This window comes from Nibrella viscosa (assembly GCF_039541875.1).
Lineage (GTDB): Bacteria > Bacteroidota > Bacteroidia > Cytophagales > Spirosomataceae > Nibrella > Nibrella viscosa.
Genome location: NZ_BAABHB010000002.1, coordinates 66,813 through 83,702 on the forward strand (window position 1 = coordinate 66,813; position 16,890 = coordinate 83,702).

Annotated in this window: 18 protein-coding genes; 10 read left to right on the plus strand and 8 right to left on the minus strand. The window is 52.9% G+C overall.

What is annotated here, in order from left to right:
* Positions 1-83: 83 nt before the first annotated feature.
* On the minus strand, positions 84-1,082 hold the full coding sequence (locus ABD931_RS04995; RefSeq protein ID WP_345264570.1) for a S1C family serine protease: 999 nt from the start codon (positions 1,080-1,082) through the stop codon (positions 84-86).
* Position 1,083: 1 nt separating this feature from the next.
* Complete coding sequence (locus ABD931_RS05000; RefSeq protein ID WP_345264572.1) at positions 1,084-1,662, minus strand: RNA polymerase sigma factor; 579 nt, start codon at positions 1,660-1,662, stop codon at positions 1,084-1,086.
* Between the two features lie 143 nt (positions 1,663-1,805).
* Between ABD931_RS05000 and ABD931_RS05005 the strand changes: the two genes are divergently transcribed.
* Entirely contained in the window at positions 1,806-2,021 is a 216-nt protein-coding gene (locus ABD931_RS05005; RefSeq protein ID WP_345264574.1) for a hypothetical protein, read from the plus strand.
* 710 nt (positions 2,022-2,731) lie between these two features.
* On the opposite strand, the gene ABD931_RS05010 is transcribed toward ABD931_RS05005, so the two are convergent.
* Positions 2,732-3,262, minus strand: coding sequence for a ferritin (locus ABD931_RS05010; RefSeq protein WP_345264576.1), 531 nt, complete (start codon positions 3,260-3,262; stop codon positions 2,732-2,734).
* A gap of 122 nt (positions 3,263-3,384) precedes the next feature.
* Entirely contained in the window at positions 3,385-3,732 is a 348-nt protein-coding gene (locus ABD931_RS05015) for a hypothetical protein (RefSeq protein ID WP_345264578.1), read from the minus strand.
* A gap of 199 nt (positions 3,733-3,931) precedes the next feature.
* Between ABD931_RS05015 and ABD931_RS05020 the strand changes: the two genes are divergently transcribed.
* Genes ABD931_RS05020 through ABD931_RS05030 form a run of 3 tightly spaced genes read left to right on the plus strand, consistent with a single transcriptional unit; the run spans position 3,932 to position 7,571 of the window.
* Complete coding sequence (locus ABD931_RS05020; RefSeq protein WP_345264580.1) at positions 3,932-5,017, plus strand: hypothetical protein; 1,086 nt, start codon at positions 3,932-3,934, stop codon at positions 5,015-5,017.
* Positions 5,017-6,138, plus strand: coding sequence for an imelysin family protein (locus ABD931_RS05025; RefSeq protein WP_345264582.1), 1,122 nt, complete (start codon positions 5,017-5,019; stop codon positions 6,136-6,138). The genes ABD931_RS05020 and ABD931_RS05025 overlap by 1 nt, the downstream gene beginning before the upstream one ends.
* 59 nt (positions 6,139-6,197) lie before the next feature.
* Positions 6,198-7,571 carry an HTTM domain-containing protein gene (locus tag ABD931_RS05030; protein WP_345264584.1) on the plus strand — a complete coding sequence of 458 codons (1,374 nt, stop codon included), beginning with the start codon at positions 6,198-6,200 and terminating at the stop codon, positions 7,569-7,571.
* Positions 7,572-7,630: 59 nt separating this feature from the next.
* Here the strand turns inward: ABD931_RS05030 and ABD931_RS05035 are convergent, their stop codons facing one another.
* A complete protein-coding gene (locus tag ABD931_RS05035) occupies positions 7,631-7,894 on the minus strand; it encodes a hypothetical protein (protein WP_345264586.1) in 264 nt (87 codons plus the stop codon).
* Between the two features lie 107 nt (positions 7,895-8,001).
* On the opposite strand from ABD931_RS05035, the gene ABD931_RS05040 reads away from it, so the two are divergent.
* Positions 8,002-9,621: an NFACT RNA binding domain-containing protein gene (locus ABD931_RS05040; RefSeq protein ID WP_345264588.1), complete on the plus strand. Its 1,620-nt coding sequence runs from the start codon at positions 8,002-8,004 to the stop codon at positions 9,619-9,621.
* A gap of 37 nt (positions 9,622-9,658) precedes the next feature.
* Here ABD931_RS05040 and ABD931_RS05045 read toward each other — a convergent pair whose 3' ends face one another.
* Together ABD931_RS05045 and ABD931_RS05050 are read right to left on the minus strand one after the other, a co-directional pair.
* Positions 9,659-10,981, minus strand: a complete 1,323-nt coding sequence (locus tag ABD931_RS05045) for a family 1 glycosylhydrolase (protein ID WP_345264590.1) — start codon at positions 10,979-10,981, stop codon at positions 9,659-9,661.
* A 139-nt stretch (positions 10,982-11,120) separates the two neighbouring features.
* Positions 11,121-12,335 (minus strand): glycosyltransferase family 1 protein, encoded by a 1,215-nt coding sequence (locus tag ABD931_RS05050; protein ID WP_345264592.1) that lies wholly within the window; start codon positions 12,333-12,335, stop codon positions 11,121-11,123.
* A gap of 457 nt (positions 12,336-12,792) precedes the next feature.
* Between ABD931_RS05050 and ABD931_RS05055 the strand changes: the two genes are divergently transcribed.
* Positions 12,793-14,352 (plus strand): capsule assembly Wzi family protein, encoded by a 1,560-nt coding sequence (locus tag ABD931_RS05055; protein WP_345264593.1) that lies wholly within the window; start codon positions 12,793-12,795, stop codon positions 14,350-14,352.
* Between the two features lie 122 nt (positions 14,353-14,474).
* Here ABD931_RS05055 and ABD931_RS05060 read toward each other — a convergent pair whose 3' ends face one another.
* Complete coding sequence (locus tag ABD931_RS05060) at positions 14,475-14,708, minus strand: hypothetical protein (protein ID WP_345264595.1); 234 nt, start codon at positions 14,706-14,708, stop codon at positions 14,475-14,477.
* 238 nt (positions 14,709-14,946) lie between these two features.
* Here ABD931_RS05060 and ABD931_RS05065 point away from each other — a divergent pair, with 238 nt between their 5' ends.
* The 4 genes from ABD931_RS05065 (at position 14,947) to ABD931_RS05080 (ending at position 16,777) form a co-directional block, all read left to right on the plus strand.
* Positions 14,947-15,525, plus strand: coding sequence for an RNA polymerase sigma factor (locus tag ABD931_RS05065; RefSeq protein ID WP_345264597.1), 579 nt, complete (start codon positions 14,947-14,949; stop codon positions 15,523-15,525).
* Positions 15,522-15,848, plus strand: a complete 327-nt coding sequence (locus tag ABD931_RS05070; RefSeq protein ID WP_345264599.1) for a hypothetical protein — start codon at positions 15,522-15,524, stop codon at positions 15,846-15,848. The genes ABD931_RS05065 and ABD931_RS05070 overlap by 4 nt, the downstream gene beginning before the upstream one ends.
* Positions 15,835-16,350, plus strand: a complete 516-nt coding sequence (locus ABD931_RS05075) for a Spy/CpxP family protein refolding chaperone (RefSeq protein ID WP_345264601.1) — start codon at positions 15,835-15,837, stop codon at positions 16,348-16,350. Before ABD931_RS05070 ends, ABD931_RS05075 begins: the two co-directional genes overlap by 14 nt.
* A gap of 73 nt (positions 16,351-16,423) precedes the next feature.
* Complete coding sequence (locus tag ABD931_RS05080) at positions 16,424-16,777, plus strand: hypothetical protein (protein WP_345264603.1); 354 nt, start codon at positions 16,424-16,426, stop codon at positions 16,775-16,777.
* The last annotated feature ends 113 nt before the right edge of the window (positions 16,778-16,890 follow it).

The following is a 16,890-nucleotide window of genomic DNA, read 5'->3' on the forward strand; positions in this document are numbered from 1 at the left end:
TGTTAATCTATAAGGCAGACTTGTGCTTTAGGTAAACAAAAAAGGCAGCCACGCGGCTGCCTTTTTTGTTTACCTAAAGCTGTCTATGGCGTATGTTTAAACACTTTAACCATGTATACATAGTCCTGCATTTTCTTGATCTGCTGCTTGCGGGAGAGTTTTACCAGCGTATTTTTTCGGTTCAGGTATACCGGGGCACCTTTTAACGAATCGCCGGGAATAGCCTCCAGAACTTTGTACAGGTAGTTGGACTTAATGGCAAACGAAGCCCCGTCGGAACTTACCTGCTTACCGGCAATAATGCCGATGACATTGCCTTTTTCGTCGAGCAGCGGACCGCCACTGTTGCCCGGATTCACGCTGATGGCCACCTGATACGCTGTCGAATCGCCCCGGTAGCCGGTTCCAGAACTCAGATAGCCCTCACCATATACGATCTCTTCCCGGGGATAGCCCAGGGTAAATACGCGCTCGCCCAAATCGGCCGGATGGCCCTCAAAACTGTATGGTAGAGATGGCATAGCCCGAAACGCCGTATCGTCACGAAGTTGCAGGACCGCCAGGTCGTAAAGCGGATCAGTGTAGACTATTTTGGCTTTATAGACCTCTCCCTTCCGGCTTTGGACATACACCGAGTCTGCGCCGTTAATGATGTGCTTGTTAGTGACCATATACCCGTCCGACGTCAGCAAAAAGCCGGTGCCGGCTACCTGCCCCGGATTCTGCTGTAATACCCGGCGTCGGCCGTCAAGATCGTTCAGAATGGCACTCTGCGAACGCTTGATCGCCTGTAGGTCCCGGCGCAGCATACTGTACTGCTCCTCCTGCTTATGGCTGGTCTGGTACGACTTATACAGCATCAGCGTAACAAACGTAGTAAATACCGCCACTGAGGCCGCTACAGCCAGTGTTGTGCGGTAGGTGTGCCAGATCAGTCGGATTGGCGTTTTCGGGACAGACTCTTCCCGGATAACCTCCATATCCAGACCGGTATGAATCGTATTAAGTTTTTTACGGAAGGCAATCCGGTTGCCATACAACCGGATCGCATCTTCAACTTGCTTATCTTCTTCTGCTTCCATGTTACGGTTCCTCCTTATACACCGAAAAGAATAGTTTTTTCAAACGCATCAGGCATTTATATTTCTGAGTCTTGGCATTATCGGAATTGGTATACCCAAACTTTTCCGTAATGTCCTGCATCGACAGATGACGAATGTAAAAGTCTTCCAGCAGGGTCCGGCAGGGCTCGCCCAGCCGTTCCAGCGAATCAGCCATCAAATCAAACTGACGGTCGCGAACCTCATGCTCCGCCATATCGTCATCGACCGAAACGGCCGATTCCGTATCAACCAGGCCCCGGTTATCGCGGCTGCGCAGTGCCAACTGCTTAAGCCAGAGCCTACGACTCACCGAATACAAATATGTTTTCAACTGACAGTTAAGATCCAGGGTACCGGTGGTTACCTTCTCATACACCACCACAAGGGCTTCCTGGTAAATGTCTTTGGCGTCGTCTTCATTGCCGCTGTTACTAATTACCAGATGAAGCACCATCGGGAAGTACCGGCGGTATAACTGCGTCAAGGCCTCATCCGAACCAGTTGCAACGCCGACAAGCAGTTCGTCGTCAGAAAGTTGCAGGCGCCCGGAATGTTTCATTTGATACTAGCATGTATTAATACGTAATCAGGCCTTATGGTAACCCAAAAAAAATTAAAAATCTTCGGGTTACCTTTCCCTTTATTTAGTTATAAAGGGAGAAATTTTGACTTTAAATTTTATTTTAATTACTTCTCAAACTTATGAAAAACTTGGCAAAATCGGCCTTCTTCGTCTTATCGATGATCGCCCTGGCAACTGGTTGTCAGTCCAAAAACAACAATGAAGGAGCCGGCACCGAAACAACAGGTGCAGGCGACGCTACCATGTCAACGGACACCACTATGGCAACGGATGAAATGGGTGGCACAGGTACCATGGGCACAGGTACCACCGGAACGCAGAGCACAACCCGTTGATTACGGAAACAATAAAACTCAAAAAGCCACTCCCAACGAGTGGCTTTTTTTTAGTATAGTCAGTACCAGTTTTAATCAGGTTGCGCAACTGTCACGCCAATTCACCACATTTAAATAATATATTGGAATTGTTATATTTATGGAGGTGCATAAAAAACTAATTGTAATCCTGTATGGACAGTCTTTGCTTTTTTGGGATATTAAGCTGCTGACTGATAGGGAATTGTAATCTGGGGCAGGATCAAAAAGATAAAGAGTGCCGGGAGCGGTGGGCGCTCCAGAAAATAATGTCAAAAAAAGTTAAATTTTTTGGGTTACCTTTTTTCGAACATTGTATTAAGGGTGAAACAAATTTCAAGCGTAACTTTTAATCACCCCCGATCATGAAAAGCATCGTAAAATCAGCTTTCTTCGTTCTGTCAATGATAGCTCTGGCTACTGCCTGCCAGTCAAACAAGTCTGAGTCTACTGAGACTACGACAACAACTGACACGACTTCTATGATGTCAACTGACACCACTATGGCGGCTGACACCACTATGGCTGTTGACACTACTGCTCGCTAATTAGCAGCAAAAAAATTAACAGAAGCCACTCACAACTGAGTGGCTTTTGCTTTTGTAAGCCTTCCGCGGAATAGTGGGTGCGCTACTACCAAAAAAGGTCCTCCACACAAAAGCGGAGGACCTTTTTTTAAGGCTGTAATAGAATTACTCAAACACGTTACCGTCGTACGTAACCCGAGACAACTGCTTGTCGAGGTAGAACAACTGGTCGGCCGGAATCTGGTCGAACAGGTCGAGGCAGCGCCGGGCAATGTACTCTTCTTCCATCTGCTCCTTCACATACCAGTTCATAAACTGCTCGGTCGCGAAATCATTTTCCCGGCGGCAGGCGGTTATCACGCGGTTGATCGAGTCGGTGACGGCGATCTCCTGATCGAGAGCACCTTCAAATACCGACCGCAGTGAGTCGAAATCCTGCTGAACCGGTACTACTTCGGGCGATAGAGCCGTGCCGCCCTGATCGCTGATGTAGTGAAAAATTTTAAGGGCGTGCTGCCGTTCTTCGTCGGATTGCTTGTAAAAGAATCCCGCACTATAATCGAAGCCGTTGCGGTCGCACCAGCCGGCCATGGCCAGATACTTCGACGACGACTCCATCTCCATTTTTATCTGTTCGTTCAAAATCTGCTCAATACCATCCTTGAGCGATGTACGAAGTCTTACTAAATCTCTCATACCAAATTCGGTTTTCAGATCATTACCGATGCCAATATAACACCAAAAAGCCGGCCTGGGTTACCGGGCCGGCTGTATTTATGAAATTTAGAAATGTTCTAAAACCAAACAGAATCAGTCGGTTAGGCCAGGCAGCAGCCCCGTTCGCGCAGTAAGCTGTTGAGTTCCAGCATCAGCCGGGCACCGTTCAGCAGATCGCGCAACTGCACAATTTCGCAGAGCGTCAGCACATAACAGCGCTCAGTGCGGGGGGGCGTAAGGATTTCTATGTCGTAGGCATCGTCGGTTTGTAACGCCATCCTGCGCAGGTCGACGGTCTCAACCAGGCGCTTGAACTGCAGGAAGTCACGGGCCGAAAACGCCGTATGAGTGTCCCAGAACTCCAGGATCAGCCGGCTGGTAACATCACATTGGTAAACGGCGCCTTTGTCGTTACGGTATAGTTCTTTCCAGGTTGCAGCAGTACTCACAGCTTTTTATCAGTTTAGACAAAATTACAACAGAATTTGATATACCCGACCGTAGTTTAGAAATTTTCTAAATAGATTATTTTTTATTTGGAATAAATCTAAACAAGCAATAGGTTTGTGCCGTCAACCCAATTAAGTATCCTTTCATGCTTTACCTGTTATGCGCAAACGTATAATTTCCGCCTTCGTTGTAATCACTATGCTGTCTTTCACTGCTTGCAAAGAGACAGAGACCGTTGATCCGCTGGTAATTCCCCAACAATATGACGGTGCTGCTTACGCTACCAATGTTACTACCGCTACAGCGGTAACTCAGCAATACACGAACCTGGTCAATGAAACAAAAAAGGCTCGAACGGCCGGTACTAAGATTGATGCGCAGACATTGATCAACCTGTTTACTACCGGAACACCCTCGCTCAAAAGTATCACTACACCGTATTATGTCGGCAAAATTGAAGGGACAAACGGCTGGATTGCCAAAATGGCCAAAGCCGGCGGCAATACATTTGATCCGAACGTTCGCACAGGTAGCGGAGGCTTGTACGGTGGTCATGTTTTCGACGAAAATGGGTTTGGACTGGTGGAAGCCTTTGAGAACGCCATGTACGGCGCTACCTTATATAATTACGCGGTTCAACTAGCCACGGCCGAGAACCCAACACCTGCTACGGCCGACCAGTTGGTTGCCTTGTTTGGTGCCAGCCCGGCCTTCCCGAACAGCAACAATGCCAAATATCCAACGCCTGATCGGCTGCTGGCCCTCTATGCTGCCCGTCGCGACAAAAACGATGGTACGGGTATTTACACCAAACTGCGCGATGCCTTTATCCGCTACCAGGCGGCTCTCAAAGGGGGTAGCCGCTATACGGCCGACCGTAATGCTGCTTTTGCCGAGATTAAGCAATATTGGGAGAAAGCCATGGCCGCTACTGCCATCAACTACCTGCACACGACAATCTCGACACTAAGCAGCACGACGCTGACGGATGCGCAGAAAGGATCGGCGCTGCACGCCTACAACGAAGCGGTGAGTTTCCTGCACGGCTGGCGGACCCTGCCTTTACAGCATAAGAAAATTACCGACGCGCAGATTGACGAACTGCTGACGCTGATGAACGTGCCGGCCAGCGGTACCCCTACGTCGTATCTGTTCCTGACCGATCCGGTGAATCAGTTGCCGAAACTGACGCAGGCTATCGCTAAACTGAAAGATATTTACGGGTTCAGCACCCAGGAAATTGAAGACTTTAAGAAGAACTGGATCAACGAACAAGGCCGCTAATGACCCAATTGCTGACTCAACAACGTAAGAAATGGCTGATGCTGCTCGTTTTATCGGGCGGCATCAGTGCCTGTTCGCAGCCAGGGGAAACCGTAAATACGGGTCGGAACTTCGACCGAAAGGCGATGCTTCAGCAGTATGCCGACAACCTGATCCGCCCGGCGTATGCTGACCTGCAGGCAAAGGTGAACGCCCTGAATACGGCCGCAACTATCTTTGCCGGAGCCCCCACGGCTGCTAACCTGACGGCGGTGCAGACTACCTGGACAGACGCCTACACCGCCTGGCAGTATGCCAATGCCTACAACTTCGGACCGGCCGGGGAGGAGGGTATCCGGAAAGGGTTGATTGAAGAAATTGGAACGTTTCCGACAACGACCAGCAAAGTTGAAGCGACGATTGCCGCCAACAACGCCAATTTCAACGATTTCAACCGGGATGCCCGTGGCCTGCCGGCAGTGGAGTACCTGATCTTTAATTCGGAGGGCAGTAATGCTCAAATACTGACCAGCTTCCAGTTGGCCAACCGCCGGAATTTTCTGACGGCAGCTACGGCCGACATCAAACGACGGGTAGACGAGGTGGTGGCTGGCTGGAACACCTATACAAATTCTTTTGTGAGCCGCAACGGTACGGATGCCGGCAGTGCCACCTCGGAGCTATACAACGAATTTATCCGGAGTTACGAAAGCATTAAGAATTTTAAAGTTGCACTGCCGCTGGGTAAGCGTCCGGGGCAAACCGCTGCCGAACCGGCCCGCGCCGAGGGGTACTACAGCGGTCAGTCGCTTCTGTTTATAAAGAATCACCTGACGGCTATTGAAAACATCTGGTATGGCCGCTCCCGCGACGGAAAGGCCGGTGTGGGATTTAAGGAATACCTGGAGAATGTAGAAGGCGGACAGGCGCTGGTGGCGTCTACGGAAGCTCAACTGGGCAATGTCCGGAAGGCATTGAACGCCCTGCCGGAGACCGTGCCACTGAGCCAGCAGATCCGGACGAATCCGGCTGCGGTCGAAAACGTCCTGAACGAATGTCAGAAACTGACCCGCTTTTTCAAGAGTGATATGTCTTCCCTGCTGGGCATTGCGATCACGTTTGCGAGTGGTGATGGGGATTAGGGTAAAAAAGCGTGAACGAGCGAATGAGTGAAAGCGTGATAACTCGGGAAAGTGATGATTTGACTACCGATCGGCGTCTGGGTACAGGTCACCGCTCGTTCACGCTTTCACTCATTCGCTCGTTCACGCTTTCGACTTCCATCGCTCCCCTCATCACCTTCCGCATCCTGTTCGGGGCGATGATGGTGATCAGTACGGTGCGGTTTATTGGTTTGGGCTGGATTGAGGAGCATTTTGTCCGGCCGGCGCTGCATTTCAAGTACTATGGGTTTGCGTGGGTAGAGCCGCTCTTGCCGGTAGGTATGTACCTTGTTCACGGCCTGATGCTGGTGGGGGCGCTGGGGATTATGCTGGGAGCATTTTACCGGCTGTCGGCCCTTACGTTCTTCCTGACGTTTACCTATTGCGAACTGATTGACATTACCTATTATCTCAACCATTACTACTTTGTCAGTGTCGTCAGCTTCCTGCTCATCTGGTTGCCGGCCAACCGGGCGGTGTCGGTTGATGTGCGGAGGAGTCCGGCGCTGCTCCGCACGCAGGTGCCGCGCTGGACAATTTTTATCATTCAGTTTCAACTCACGCTGGTATACATCTACGCCGGCCTGGCCAAGATCCGTTACGACTGGCTGATCAATGCCCTCCCGCTGAAAATCTGGCTACCGGCCAACGACACCATTCCGGTGCTGGGGCCGCTGTTTGCCCATCCCTGGATGCCCTATGTGTTTAGCTGGGCCGGAATGCTGTACGATACCTTCATCATCTTCTTTCTGATCTGGCCCCGAAGTCGCCCGCTGGCGTATGTCACCGTCGTGGTTTTTCACGTGCTGACGGGCATTCTGTTCCAGATCGGCGTCTTTCCGCTGGTCATGATTGCCAGTACACCCATTTTCTTTTCGGCACGGTGGCATGAACGGGCGTTACGAATGAATCATCCGCCGGCTCAGAATATTGCGCAGACACGGAGTATCTGGACTCCATCCGTTCCTGCTTTCATGCTGGGTTCTCTACTGTTCATTTTCCTGGCCTTTCAACTTCTGTTCCCCTGGCGTTACCTCTTATATCCGGGCGATTCGTTCTGGACCGAAGAAGGCTACCGCTTTGGCTGGCGGGTGATGCTGATGGAAAAAGCCGGTACGGCTACGTTTTACGTGAAAGACAGCCGGACGGGCCGGGAAGGCATAGTCGACAACCGGGACTTTCTGAACGACCATCAAGAAAAGCAAATGGCCATGCAACCGGACCTGATCCTCCAGTTTGCCCACTACCTGGCCGATTACTACAAAAAGCAGGGCCTCCACAAGCCGCAGGTACGGGCCGAAGTATACGTAACCCTCAACGCCCGTCCCAGCCGCCTGCTGATCGACCCCACTCTGGATCTCACCACCATTCACGATAGCTGGCAACCAAAGACATGGATCTTGAAGGAGTGAAGAGTTAAGAGTTAGCTGGCGCAAGCAATTCATAACTCATAACTTTTAATTCTTCACTCTTAACTCCCCGATTCGCTGCCGTTGCGGGTGCTGGCGTGGCCGGAGCGGCCGTGGCCTCCGCGCTCAAACATCAGTTCAGATTTGGTTTTGGCGTTTGGGTCGTGGTTTTCTTCCGGCTCCTGCACGCTCTTATCCTGATCGGAGCGAATCTGCTCCATATGAGGCTTGTTTTTTGCTGTATCACGCGCCTGGGTATTGCGGGTGCGATCGTGGTTGGCCTGTTTATCGACCGAACCGGGCTGGTCTGTGCGTTTGTTGCTCATAACGTTAGGTATTTTTGGTTGTAGGGAATTAACCGACCGGTTTGTACGATTGTTTACCGGTATTCTGCCTTTTCGGGTAATGGCTCATTTCGTTATACCTTTGCGCCATGCACACCAACTATTACTTTCTCCGGCAACTGGCACCGGCCCTGGAATCGCAGATAGCGGGCCTGAAACTGATGGCGTGTTTCAGCCAGGACCGCGATGAACTGGTGATGGTCTTTGCGCAGGCACGGGGGAAAATCAACTATTACCGGCCGTTCTACATCAAAGCAACCCTGCGGCCGGATTTCTCCGGGCTGCTGTTTCCGGAGGTAGTGCAGCGGGCCCGTACCAACAGCGTCGATTTGTTTGAAACCCTATATGACCGACCGGTGCTGGGCGTACGGGCCTTCCTGAACGAGCGTTGCCTGGGTATTCTGCTGGACAACAAGTATACGCTGCTGTTCAAGTTCTTCGGTAACCGCCCAAACCTGCTGGCTTTTACAGACAATACCGTCATCGAACTGTTCAACCAGAAACTGGTCACCGACAACCAACTCGTGCTGGATGCCCTCGACCGGCCTATCGATCAGTCGTGGGAAGCCTTTGTGCGGGCCGGCTACGACTATCGTAAGCTGTTCCCGACATTTGGGAAGGTGGTAAATGGGTATTTGGCAGAGCGGATAGGGGATAAAGAGGGAAAGGAGATAGGAGAGGCCGAAAAAGAGGCTGAGGGGCGAGAAAAATGGGCAGTTTTGCAGGAGGTGCTGGCGCAGTTGGAGCGGCCGAGGTATTATCTGACGCGGATTGAACACCGGCCGGCCCTGTCGCTGTTGCCGGTGGGGGAGATCCGGCGGGAATTTGATGAGCCCCTGGAAGCGGCTAACCGGTTTTATATTGCCTATAACGGTCAGAATACCTTTGAGCGGGAGAAGGGTGAGGTGCTACGGCTGTTCGACAAGCGGCTGAAACGGGCACAGGCGTATATCGATACCAATCTGGAGCGACTCATCAACCGCGACGAAAACAGCCGGAACGAACAGATCGCCAATATTCTGATGGCCAATCTGCATCAGATACCGGAACCGCCGGGAGCCCGTTCGCCTGAGTCGGTGACGCTACACGACTTCTACCACGATCGGCCCATCACCATTAAGCTAAAGCCTGATCTGACTCCCCAGAAAAATGCCGAAGGCTACTATCGGAAAGCGAAGAACGAAAAGATTGAAGAAGAACATCTACAGCGGCAACTCACCGCCCGCGAAGAGGAGATTACACAAATACAGGCGCATCGGGCGGCTCTGGGATCAATTGAATCGCTGAAGGAATTACGCAAATACATTAAGCAGCATAATCTGCTGTCGGATGCCGTAGGGGAAGGTCCGGCGCAGTTGTTTAAAGAAGTTGAGCACGAAGGCTTCCGAATACTGATTGGCCGGAACGCTAAGAACAACGATCTGCTGACGCAGCGCTATGCCTACAAAGATGACCTATGGCTGCACGCTCGCGATGTGTCCGGCTCGCACGTAATTATTAAACACCAGGCCGGTAAAACCTTCCCCAAAACCGTGATTGAGCGGGCGGCCGAACTGGCCGCCTGGTACTCCAAACGCCGGACCGACAGCCTGTGCCCGGTAATTGTTACACCCAAAAAGTTTGTGCGCAAACCCAAAGGTCTGGCTGAGGGCCAGGTTGTGGTTGATAAGGAGGACGTGGTAATGGTGGTACCAAAGGGAGAGAGCTAAGGCAGCCGGGGCCTCATGGGTTGTGAAGCCCCGGCGGTTAGGCTACCAGTTCGTTGATAGGCGTATCTGCGTTGGCGGTTTGCCACCACCCACGACCGGGTGGAATCAGATGCCGGGCGGGCTTGCCCGTTGCCAGATGATGCACGAGCGCGGCCAGTTCCGTTGGTTGGGGCCGGCCGCTGCTGACGTCGAAAGTGCCGGCTTCGTAGTAATTTTCGCAGCGGGTAAGCAGGCAATGCCAGTCGTAGGAACCCAGCATCGCCCAGACGGTAACCGCCTGCACATCGGCCCCGGCGGCTTTAGCCTGTTCGGCGGCCTGCCAGAACTCCCACAGGTAGCGCAACTGCTCATCAACTGTACTGCCCAGGTGCGCTTCTGTAATGACAATCGGCATCTGGTAGCGCTGCCATGTCTGCCGGATCAGTCCCTCCAATCCTACCCGCTTCTCGGGAGCTGCCTGAACTACCTCTGTGTCTGCGTATGTGTGCCGGCCGTTACCGCCCCAGAGGTGTTTCGGATAAGTTGCCAGTTTATGGTCCAGGTACCGCTCACTGGTCAGGTAATGATTAATGCCGATGATCGACGGAGGACAGGCGTTTTCGACCATATACCACAAATCGGCTTCCGTGATACCGGCGTAGCGCAGGTAGCCCCACATGGGGTGGTGCGGAGTCACACGACCGCAAAGCAGATCCCAGGTCAGCCAGCGACGTTCGTTTTCAAAATCGGCCTGATAGCTCAGCCGGGAACTACTGTGCGTTTGACCCAGATCGTCGGTCTGCACCAGTTGCGCAGCCGGATTTACCAGTCTGACTTCCCGCATCACCCGTATTGTAGTCCGGCATTCCCGCACCAGCAATTGGGCAAACACCTTATCGTGCCGGCCGTGCGGATACCAGTGCCCGTACAGGCCCGAAAAACGGGCAGTGGTGAGGGGTTCGTTGATGGGGGTGTACGCGTCGATCCAGGGAAAGCGTTCGGCGACCTGGCGGGCGTAGCGGGGTAGTTCGCGCTCAAAAGCCGTTCGCTCGAAGGTGGCATAGCGGGGGCCGCAGCCATGATGCACCAGTCCGACAATAGGGCGAATCTGGTGTTCCCGCAGACATTGCATTCGCTCATCGGCCCACTGCCAGTCAATCTGGTCGGGGCGGTGGGGAGCGGCCCGCTCCCACAACAGCGGATAGCGAATCGTTTGCAGACCCAGGTCCGCCAGGCGTTTAATATCATCGCAGCGGTGGTGGTGCCCGGTACGCTGCAGCTGGTCGAAGTACTGATCGCCAACCCGATGGACGGTGCATTCGATACCGCCCCACAGGGCCAGTGGCTGAGCTATGTAGGTAGAAATAGTTGATTTCTTCACGTAAGCATCTGAATGGTGGAACATGAGCCCAGCCGGCCCGCCCGGCTGTATCTACCCCGGTATGTAAGGCAGGGTAGATACAGCCGGTAACACCGGTCTGGCCGGACGGCCGTTTGTCTGTCGGCCAGGTGCAATGTATTTATTGATCAGTAACCAACTGGAGGTGGCCCTGCATAATACGTGCCATATCGCTCCAGGTCTTATCCCATGAATTTTCGGTCAGGAAGGTATCAATCGCTACCCAATCAGAGGGATGGCGACCGAGCAGAGCCGCGTCAATGGCCTGTTCAAACGCCTGGGCTGTATCTGCTATCTGCACATAACCGGCACTACCGTAGGTCCGGACTACATCGCGGATGCGCGTAGACACCACGGGCAAGCCGGCCGACAGGTATTCCGGTGTTTTCGTCGGGCTGATAAACCGCGTCGACTCATTAAGAGCAAACGGCAGAATGGCCACATCCCAGTTACTGAAGTAGGCCGGTAATTCCTGATACGTTTTCATGCCCAGATAATGAATATTGCTGCCTTTAGGCAAACAGGCCGGATCTACCTTGACAACGGGCCCCAGCAGCACAAACTGCCAGTCGGGACGGCGCTGCGCCAGCTCGGAGAACAACGTACAGTCGAAACGCTCATCGATAACCCCGCAGAAACCGATGCGTGGATTTAACAGGTTCCGCTGGTCGGTCGGGTCGGGCAGTGGCCGTCGGGCCTGGCAAAAATGGTTGTAATCGATACTGCTGGGGAAGGCAAACACCTTTGGGTGCCGCTTTTGTTTGGCTTCGTATAAGCTGTAGCCACCGGTAAAGACAATCTCGGCCTGCTGCATCAGTCGTTTCTCCTGCTCAATCAGTTGCGGAGGAGCGCCCAGAAACGCCGACAGCTCATCCATGCAATCGTATATGGTCAACTGAGGGCTCAGATGATCACTGAATTCCAGGGCCATAGGCGTATAATACCATGCAACAAAATCGGTGATACGCTCGCTTTCGAGTAACTGGTCGACCATCCGGCGTTGATAAACCAGCACGTCCTGAGCCGGCGTCCCGTGTTTCAGATGCGGAACAACAATTGTAAGCTGCTCATTAACAGATCGTAATTCTACCTTCCACTCATCGCCCCAGATGGGTTCCTCAATAAACCAGATATGCCACTGCTTGCTGGCCCGGCTCAGCAGATGCTGCGGCCGCTGATACACAAAATTCCAGCGGAGGTGAGAGAAACAGAGAAGATGCCGTACACTTTTTTCAAACGATCTGGGCAACGTAAGACGGGGACTTGCAGGAGTAGTCTGATTGGGTGTTTCGGTTGCGAGAGGGTTTTCCGACGTTGAGTGTTCTGTAATTTTCATGAGAATCAGTTTGACTAATTTGAGTAAAAAAGCCTGGCAACAAAACCAGGCTGGTGACAATATGCTCCTTCGTCTTCACAATGCGAAAGCGATACGTCGTTACCCCATTGCATCATATGTGGTTGTTTCGTATCAAGGATCAAAGCAGATTGTTGGTTTCCAACCTGAGCAATTAACTAAACCGGTACCGGAATGTTGACAGCTGGTTCGGTTTTTGAGGGAATGGCCCTGTTTGTTGCTAATATATACGTTGAGGTATATACGTTTTAAAGTCCGGGGTCTTTCTTTTATTCAAGAAAAGATTATAAAAGTCACATATACAGTTAGGAATCGACAGTATTCGTGGGTGGGTAGCTGGCAGAAATAACGTATGGTATATTTTTTGTACGATAGTGCAGCATTTGCCGGGTAACCCTGTCGGGGTAGTTGCCGGCCCGCCTTCTCTGCCTGTAATTTTATGCGATTTCTTGGATTGATTTTCCTGATTCCAACACTGGTTTGGGGTCAATTCGACCCTAAAGCTTTTGGCCCAACGCATATCTTCGGAGAGGCAGGAGGGTATTACGCACCGAACCAGCAGACGCCGTTCTGGCTGCGGGCGAACCAATTCGGAACGGTACCGGTAGTGATGCCGTATGGTGCATTGCGACTGGGGTTCCGGCACGACGAGCGGTACCACCGGATGCTGGCCGATACAGATCGGGTGTTAGCCCGTAAAGCCCCATTTTTCGGCCTGTCTTATGGCGTTGAAGCCGTGCTGAATGCGGGTAAAACGCAACAGGTTATTGTGCCGGAAGCGTATCTGACATTAAGGCTGGGGCCGTTTGAAATCTGGGGAGGCCGACGCCGGGAGGTCATTGGCCTGGCCGACTCGACCATGGGTGTAGGCCCTTATGCCTGGTCTGGGAATGCACTGCCCATTCCGAAAATCCAGGTTACCTTGCCCAATTACGTACCGGTACCGATGACGGCTCAGTTGCTGGCTGTGCAGGGCTTTTTGGCGCACGGCTGGTTCAACAACGGATTTGTGCAGCGTTCATACCTCCATCAGAAAGCCTTATATGTCCGGTTTGGACGGCCCAGGTGGCCCATTCATCTCATTGGGGGCATCAATCATCAGGTGCAGTGGGGAGGTACCGAAACAGACGTACTCTCAACCGGATACATTCGGGGGGGGCGTTTTCCTGCGGGTTGGGGCGATTACAGGGATGTTGTTACGGCCAAAAGCCTGGGTACCCGCCTGGAGGTAGATACGACCCGATACAGCCCGTTTGATCGCTGGAACCGGCTGGGAAATCACCTGGGCACCGTTGATGTCGGTATGGAAATCACTGGGCGGGAGTACTCCCTGCTGGTCTATCGCCAGTCGATATACGAAGATGGCTCGCTATTCTACCTGACCAATATTGTCGATGGCCTCAACGGCATCCGGTTTACCAACCGCCGGCGGCTTCGGAGCGTGATTTCACTCCAGCAGGTACTGGCTGAATTCCTGTATACCCGAAGTCAGGGTGGAGCCGTCTTCAGCGATTCGCCGGCCCGGTTGCGGGGGCGCGACAACTACTTTAACCATGGACAGTACCGCGACGGCTGGTCGTATCTGGGCCAAACCATTGGGACGCCGTTTATCACACCCTGGTACACGACCCGCCCTGAACTGCCGCCGAACGCATTTACCAACAACAACCGTGTTATGGTTTTTCATGCCGCACTGAACCTCCTCATTCGGTCGAGGTACAGCGTTTTGCTGAAAGGGTCGGCCAGTGAAAACTGGGGCATCTACGATGTTCCGTTCAGCCGACCAGCCTGGCAGCTTTCGTCCTTCCTGGCGCTGCAGATACCCGTTACCCGGAGCGGCTGGCAGGTTAATGTAGCAGCCGCCCTGGACCGGGGCGGCTTATACGTCGACCAACTGGGTTTTTACGTCGGTCTGCGCAAAAGCTGGTTAAAGCCCAGGAAATGTCCGGCTCCGTCGGCGTATCAGAACATACACGGGTTTCCGGTTCAGCAACTATAGCCGCCCGAACGTCCGGGACACGAACGTCCGGGACACGAACGTCCGGGACACGAACGTCCGGGACACGAACGTCCGGGGCTGGTAATGAATACAGGGTAAACTAACCAACCGCTAGCAGGCCGTTACGGTTTCTGGTTTTCGTTTGTCTGCGGGGGCGTCAGGATCAGCAGACAAACCAGCGAAAAGCCGGCAACGGCGGAAAAGCTGATGGCGGCAGCTGAGACAACGGAGCTGCTGCCCGTAAAATAATCCGGAAAAAGCCCTTTAGGTTGAAAAAGCAGGCGGTGAACCACAAACAGGCTGAATGCAAACAAAGCGATGAGGATAATGCGTAGCGTATTTATTTTAGAATACATAACGTTGCGATTGAGTTAAAGGTGGAACAGACCAGCCCCTGAATTGTTTGCCGGAGCCGCTACCTTTTACCAATCACTTATTGATTGGTAGGCAACTGATCGGGCGCAGCTATCTATCTATAGCGTGTTGGGGGTACAGGTTATCCGTACATACTTCATTTTTTTTGCCCACCCGCAGGTTTTTTGCAAACTACGCACCTACGTAAAATATCCACATGATTTTAATCTAGTAACCTGGTTGCAGGAATCGGACTTAATAGCTGCATTACAGGCGGGCAGCGAGCCGGCCTTTCGTACCCTTGTCGAATCCTTTCAGGATAGGGTATACAACATGGCATTGGTGATCGTGCAGCAGGCCGAAGAAGCCGAAGACGTTACCCAGGAGGTATTTATAGAGGTATACCAGACCATCGACCGCTTTCGGGGAGAGTCGCGCCTGTCGACCTGGATCTACCGGATTACCACCTCCAAAGCCCTGGAGCACCACCGCCGGCGGAAAGCCAAAAAGCGGTTTGCCTTTATAACGAGCCTGTTTGGGGCTGATAACGAGGTACTGCACGAGCCACCGGACTTTATTCATCCGGGCGTGTCGCTGGAGAATAGTGAGCAGATGAAACTGCTTTTTGGGGCCATTGATAAACTGCCGGCGACCCAGAAAGTAGCTTTTACGCTTCACTACCTCAACCAGGCCAGCTACCAGGAGGTAGCAGAGATCATGCAGAACACGGTATCGGCGGTGGAGTCGCTGCTGCACCGGGCCAAACAGAATTTGCGTAAACAACTGAATGCGTATTATACAGAATTGAAAAAGCCATGAATCCATCTGACCAGCATGAAAAGTGGGAAAGCCTGTTTGAGCAGCTAAAAGCGATTGAACCGGCCCGCCCACGCCCGTTTTTTTACACCCGCCTGCACGCGCGGCTACAGGCCTGGCAGGAGCCGTCGGCGGTGCTGCCGTGGTGGCTCCGTAAGCCCGGCTACGCGCTGGGGGCGCTGGGCCTGCTGATCGGGCTCAATGTATCTGTAGCGCTGAGCAGCGACTGGGCGAAAGACCGCCCGGCCGAGACAGACCAGTTTACCTATGAGGGCTTTGTCTCCGAATATCAGTTAAACCGCCAGGGATTATATGCCGATGAATGAGACGAAGCGATACCGCCTGATGGTAGGTATTATTGTGGGGCTGGCCTTGCTTAATCTGGCGTTACTGGTCTGGATGTACCTGGCTCCCCGGCAACAGACGCGCCGTACCGACCGGCGGCTGTTTCTGTCGCGGGAACTGAATTTCTCCGAGGAGCAGCGGAAGCAGTACCGGGCACTCCGGGACGAGCATTTTAAAATCATCCGGCCCATGCTGGAAGAGATACACGAAAGCCGGAAACGGTTTTTTCAGCAGGTGAACGATACTACCCTGACCGATGCCCAGTTGCAGCAGCAGGCCGAGCAACTGGAAACAAAGCTGGCGCAGATCGACGTGAAGACGTTCCGGCATTTTCAGCAGGTGCGGGCACTTTGTACGCCTGAGCAGCGGGCCAGACTGACCGAAGTGCTGGCGCGGTTTCCGGCCCGGTGGTTTAGCGGACGTGCCGGCCAGGGGGGCTACAACCGGCCCGGTGCCGATTCGACCCAACACCGGCAAAACTGATTTTTTTTCTGCTCCATCCGCAGGTTTACCCCGCCAACTTACACCTAAGGAAACGTATCTAATCGACATACCCATGAAATCAGTTATTTTTTTAAGCCTTTTGCTGGTCGGTGCGGTCACGTATAAAGGCTATGCCCAGCAGAGTCAGGCTCCGCAAACGGAGCAGCGTGGTGGTGGCGGGCAGCAGGGCCGCTTTCGGGATATGACCCCCGTAGAAGCATCGGCCCTACCAACTTCCGTAACAAACTACGTAAAAGAAAAATACCCAAAGGCTGAGGTCCGGCGGGCCATGCAGGATGCCGACAAGAATTATCACGTGATGATTATGGCGGACACAACCCGTAAGCGGCTCGTTTTTGATGCCAAAGGCGCTTTCAAAGAAGAAATGGCCATGCAAGGCCGTGGTCAGCGCGGTAATCAGAAGTAAGGCCGTACAGGCAGCCTGATTGACCGAAAAAAGACCGGCATGACCCCCACCAGATCTGGTGGGGCCATGTCCGGACCAACAAACCGATCCCCCATTCTACGCACTTCATCAAC

Excerpts from the sequence above, each read along its gene's own strand:
- ABD931_RS05020 (WP_345264580.1), top strand. The coding sequence starts at position 3,932 with ATGCTGTCTTTCACTGCTTGCAAAGAGACAGAGACCGTTGATCCGCTG.
- ABD931_RS05055 (WP_345264593.1), top strand. The coding sequence starts at position 12,793 with ATGCGATTTCTTGGATTGATTTTCCTGATTCCAACACTGGTTTGGGGT.
- ABD931_RS05060 (WP_345264595.1), bottom strand. The coding sequence starts at position 14,708 with ATGTATTCTAAAATAAATACGCTACGCATTATCCTCATCGCTTTGTTT.
- ABD931_RS05040 (WP_345264588.1), top strand. The coding sequence starts at position 8,002 with ATGCACACCAACTATTACTTTCTCCGGCAACTGGCACCGGCCCTGGAA.
- ABD931_RS04995 (WP_345264570.1), bottom strand. The coding sequence starts at position 1,082 with ATGGAAGCAGAAGAAGATAAGCAAGTTGAAGATGCGATCCGGTTGTAT.
- ABD931_RS05000 (WP_345264572.1), bottom strand. The coding sequence starts at position 1,662 with ATGAAACATTCCGGGCGCCTGCAACTTTCTGACGACGAACTGCTTGTC.
- ABD931_RS05010 (WP_345264576.1), bottom strand. The coding sequence starts at position 3,262 with ATGAGAGATTTAGTAAGACTTCGTACATCGCTCAAGGATGGTATTGAG.
- ABD931_RS05080 (WP_345264603.1), top strand. The coding sequence starts at position 16,424 with ATGAAATCAGTTATTTTTTTAAGCCTTTTGCTGGTCGGTGCGGTCACG.
- ABD931_RS05050 (WP_345264592.1), bottom strand. The coding sequence starts at position 12,335 with ATGAAAATTACAGAACACTCAACGTCGGAAAACCCTCTCGCAACCGAA.
- ABD931_RS05075 (WP_345264601.1), top strand. The coding sequence starts at position 15,835 with ATGCCGATGAATGAGACGAAGCGATACCGCCTGATGGTAGGTATTATT.
- ABD931_RS05005 (WP_345264574.1), top strand. The coding sequence starts at position 1,806 with ATGAAAAACTTGGCAAAATCGGCCTTCTTCGTCTTATCGATGATCGCC.
- ABD931_RS05070 (WP_345264599.1), top strand. The coding sequence starts at position 15,522 with ATGAATCCATCTGACCAGCATGAAAAGTGGGAAAGCCTGTTTGAGCAG.
- ABD931_RS05025 (WP_345264582.1), top strand. The coding sequence starts at position 5,017 with ATGACCCAATTGCTGACTCAACAACGTAAGAAATGGCTGATGCTGCTC.
- ABD931_RS05035 (WP_345264586.1), bottom strand. The coding sequence starts at position 7,894 with ATGAGCAACAAACGCACAGACCAGCCCGGTTCGGTCGATAAACAGGCC.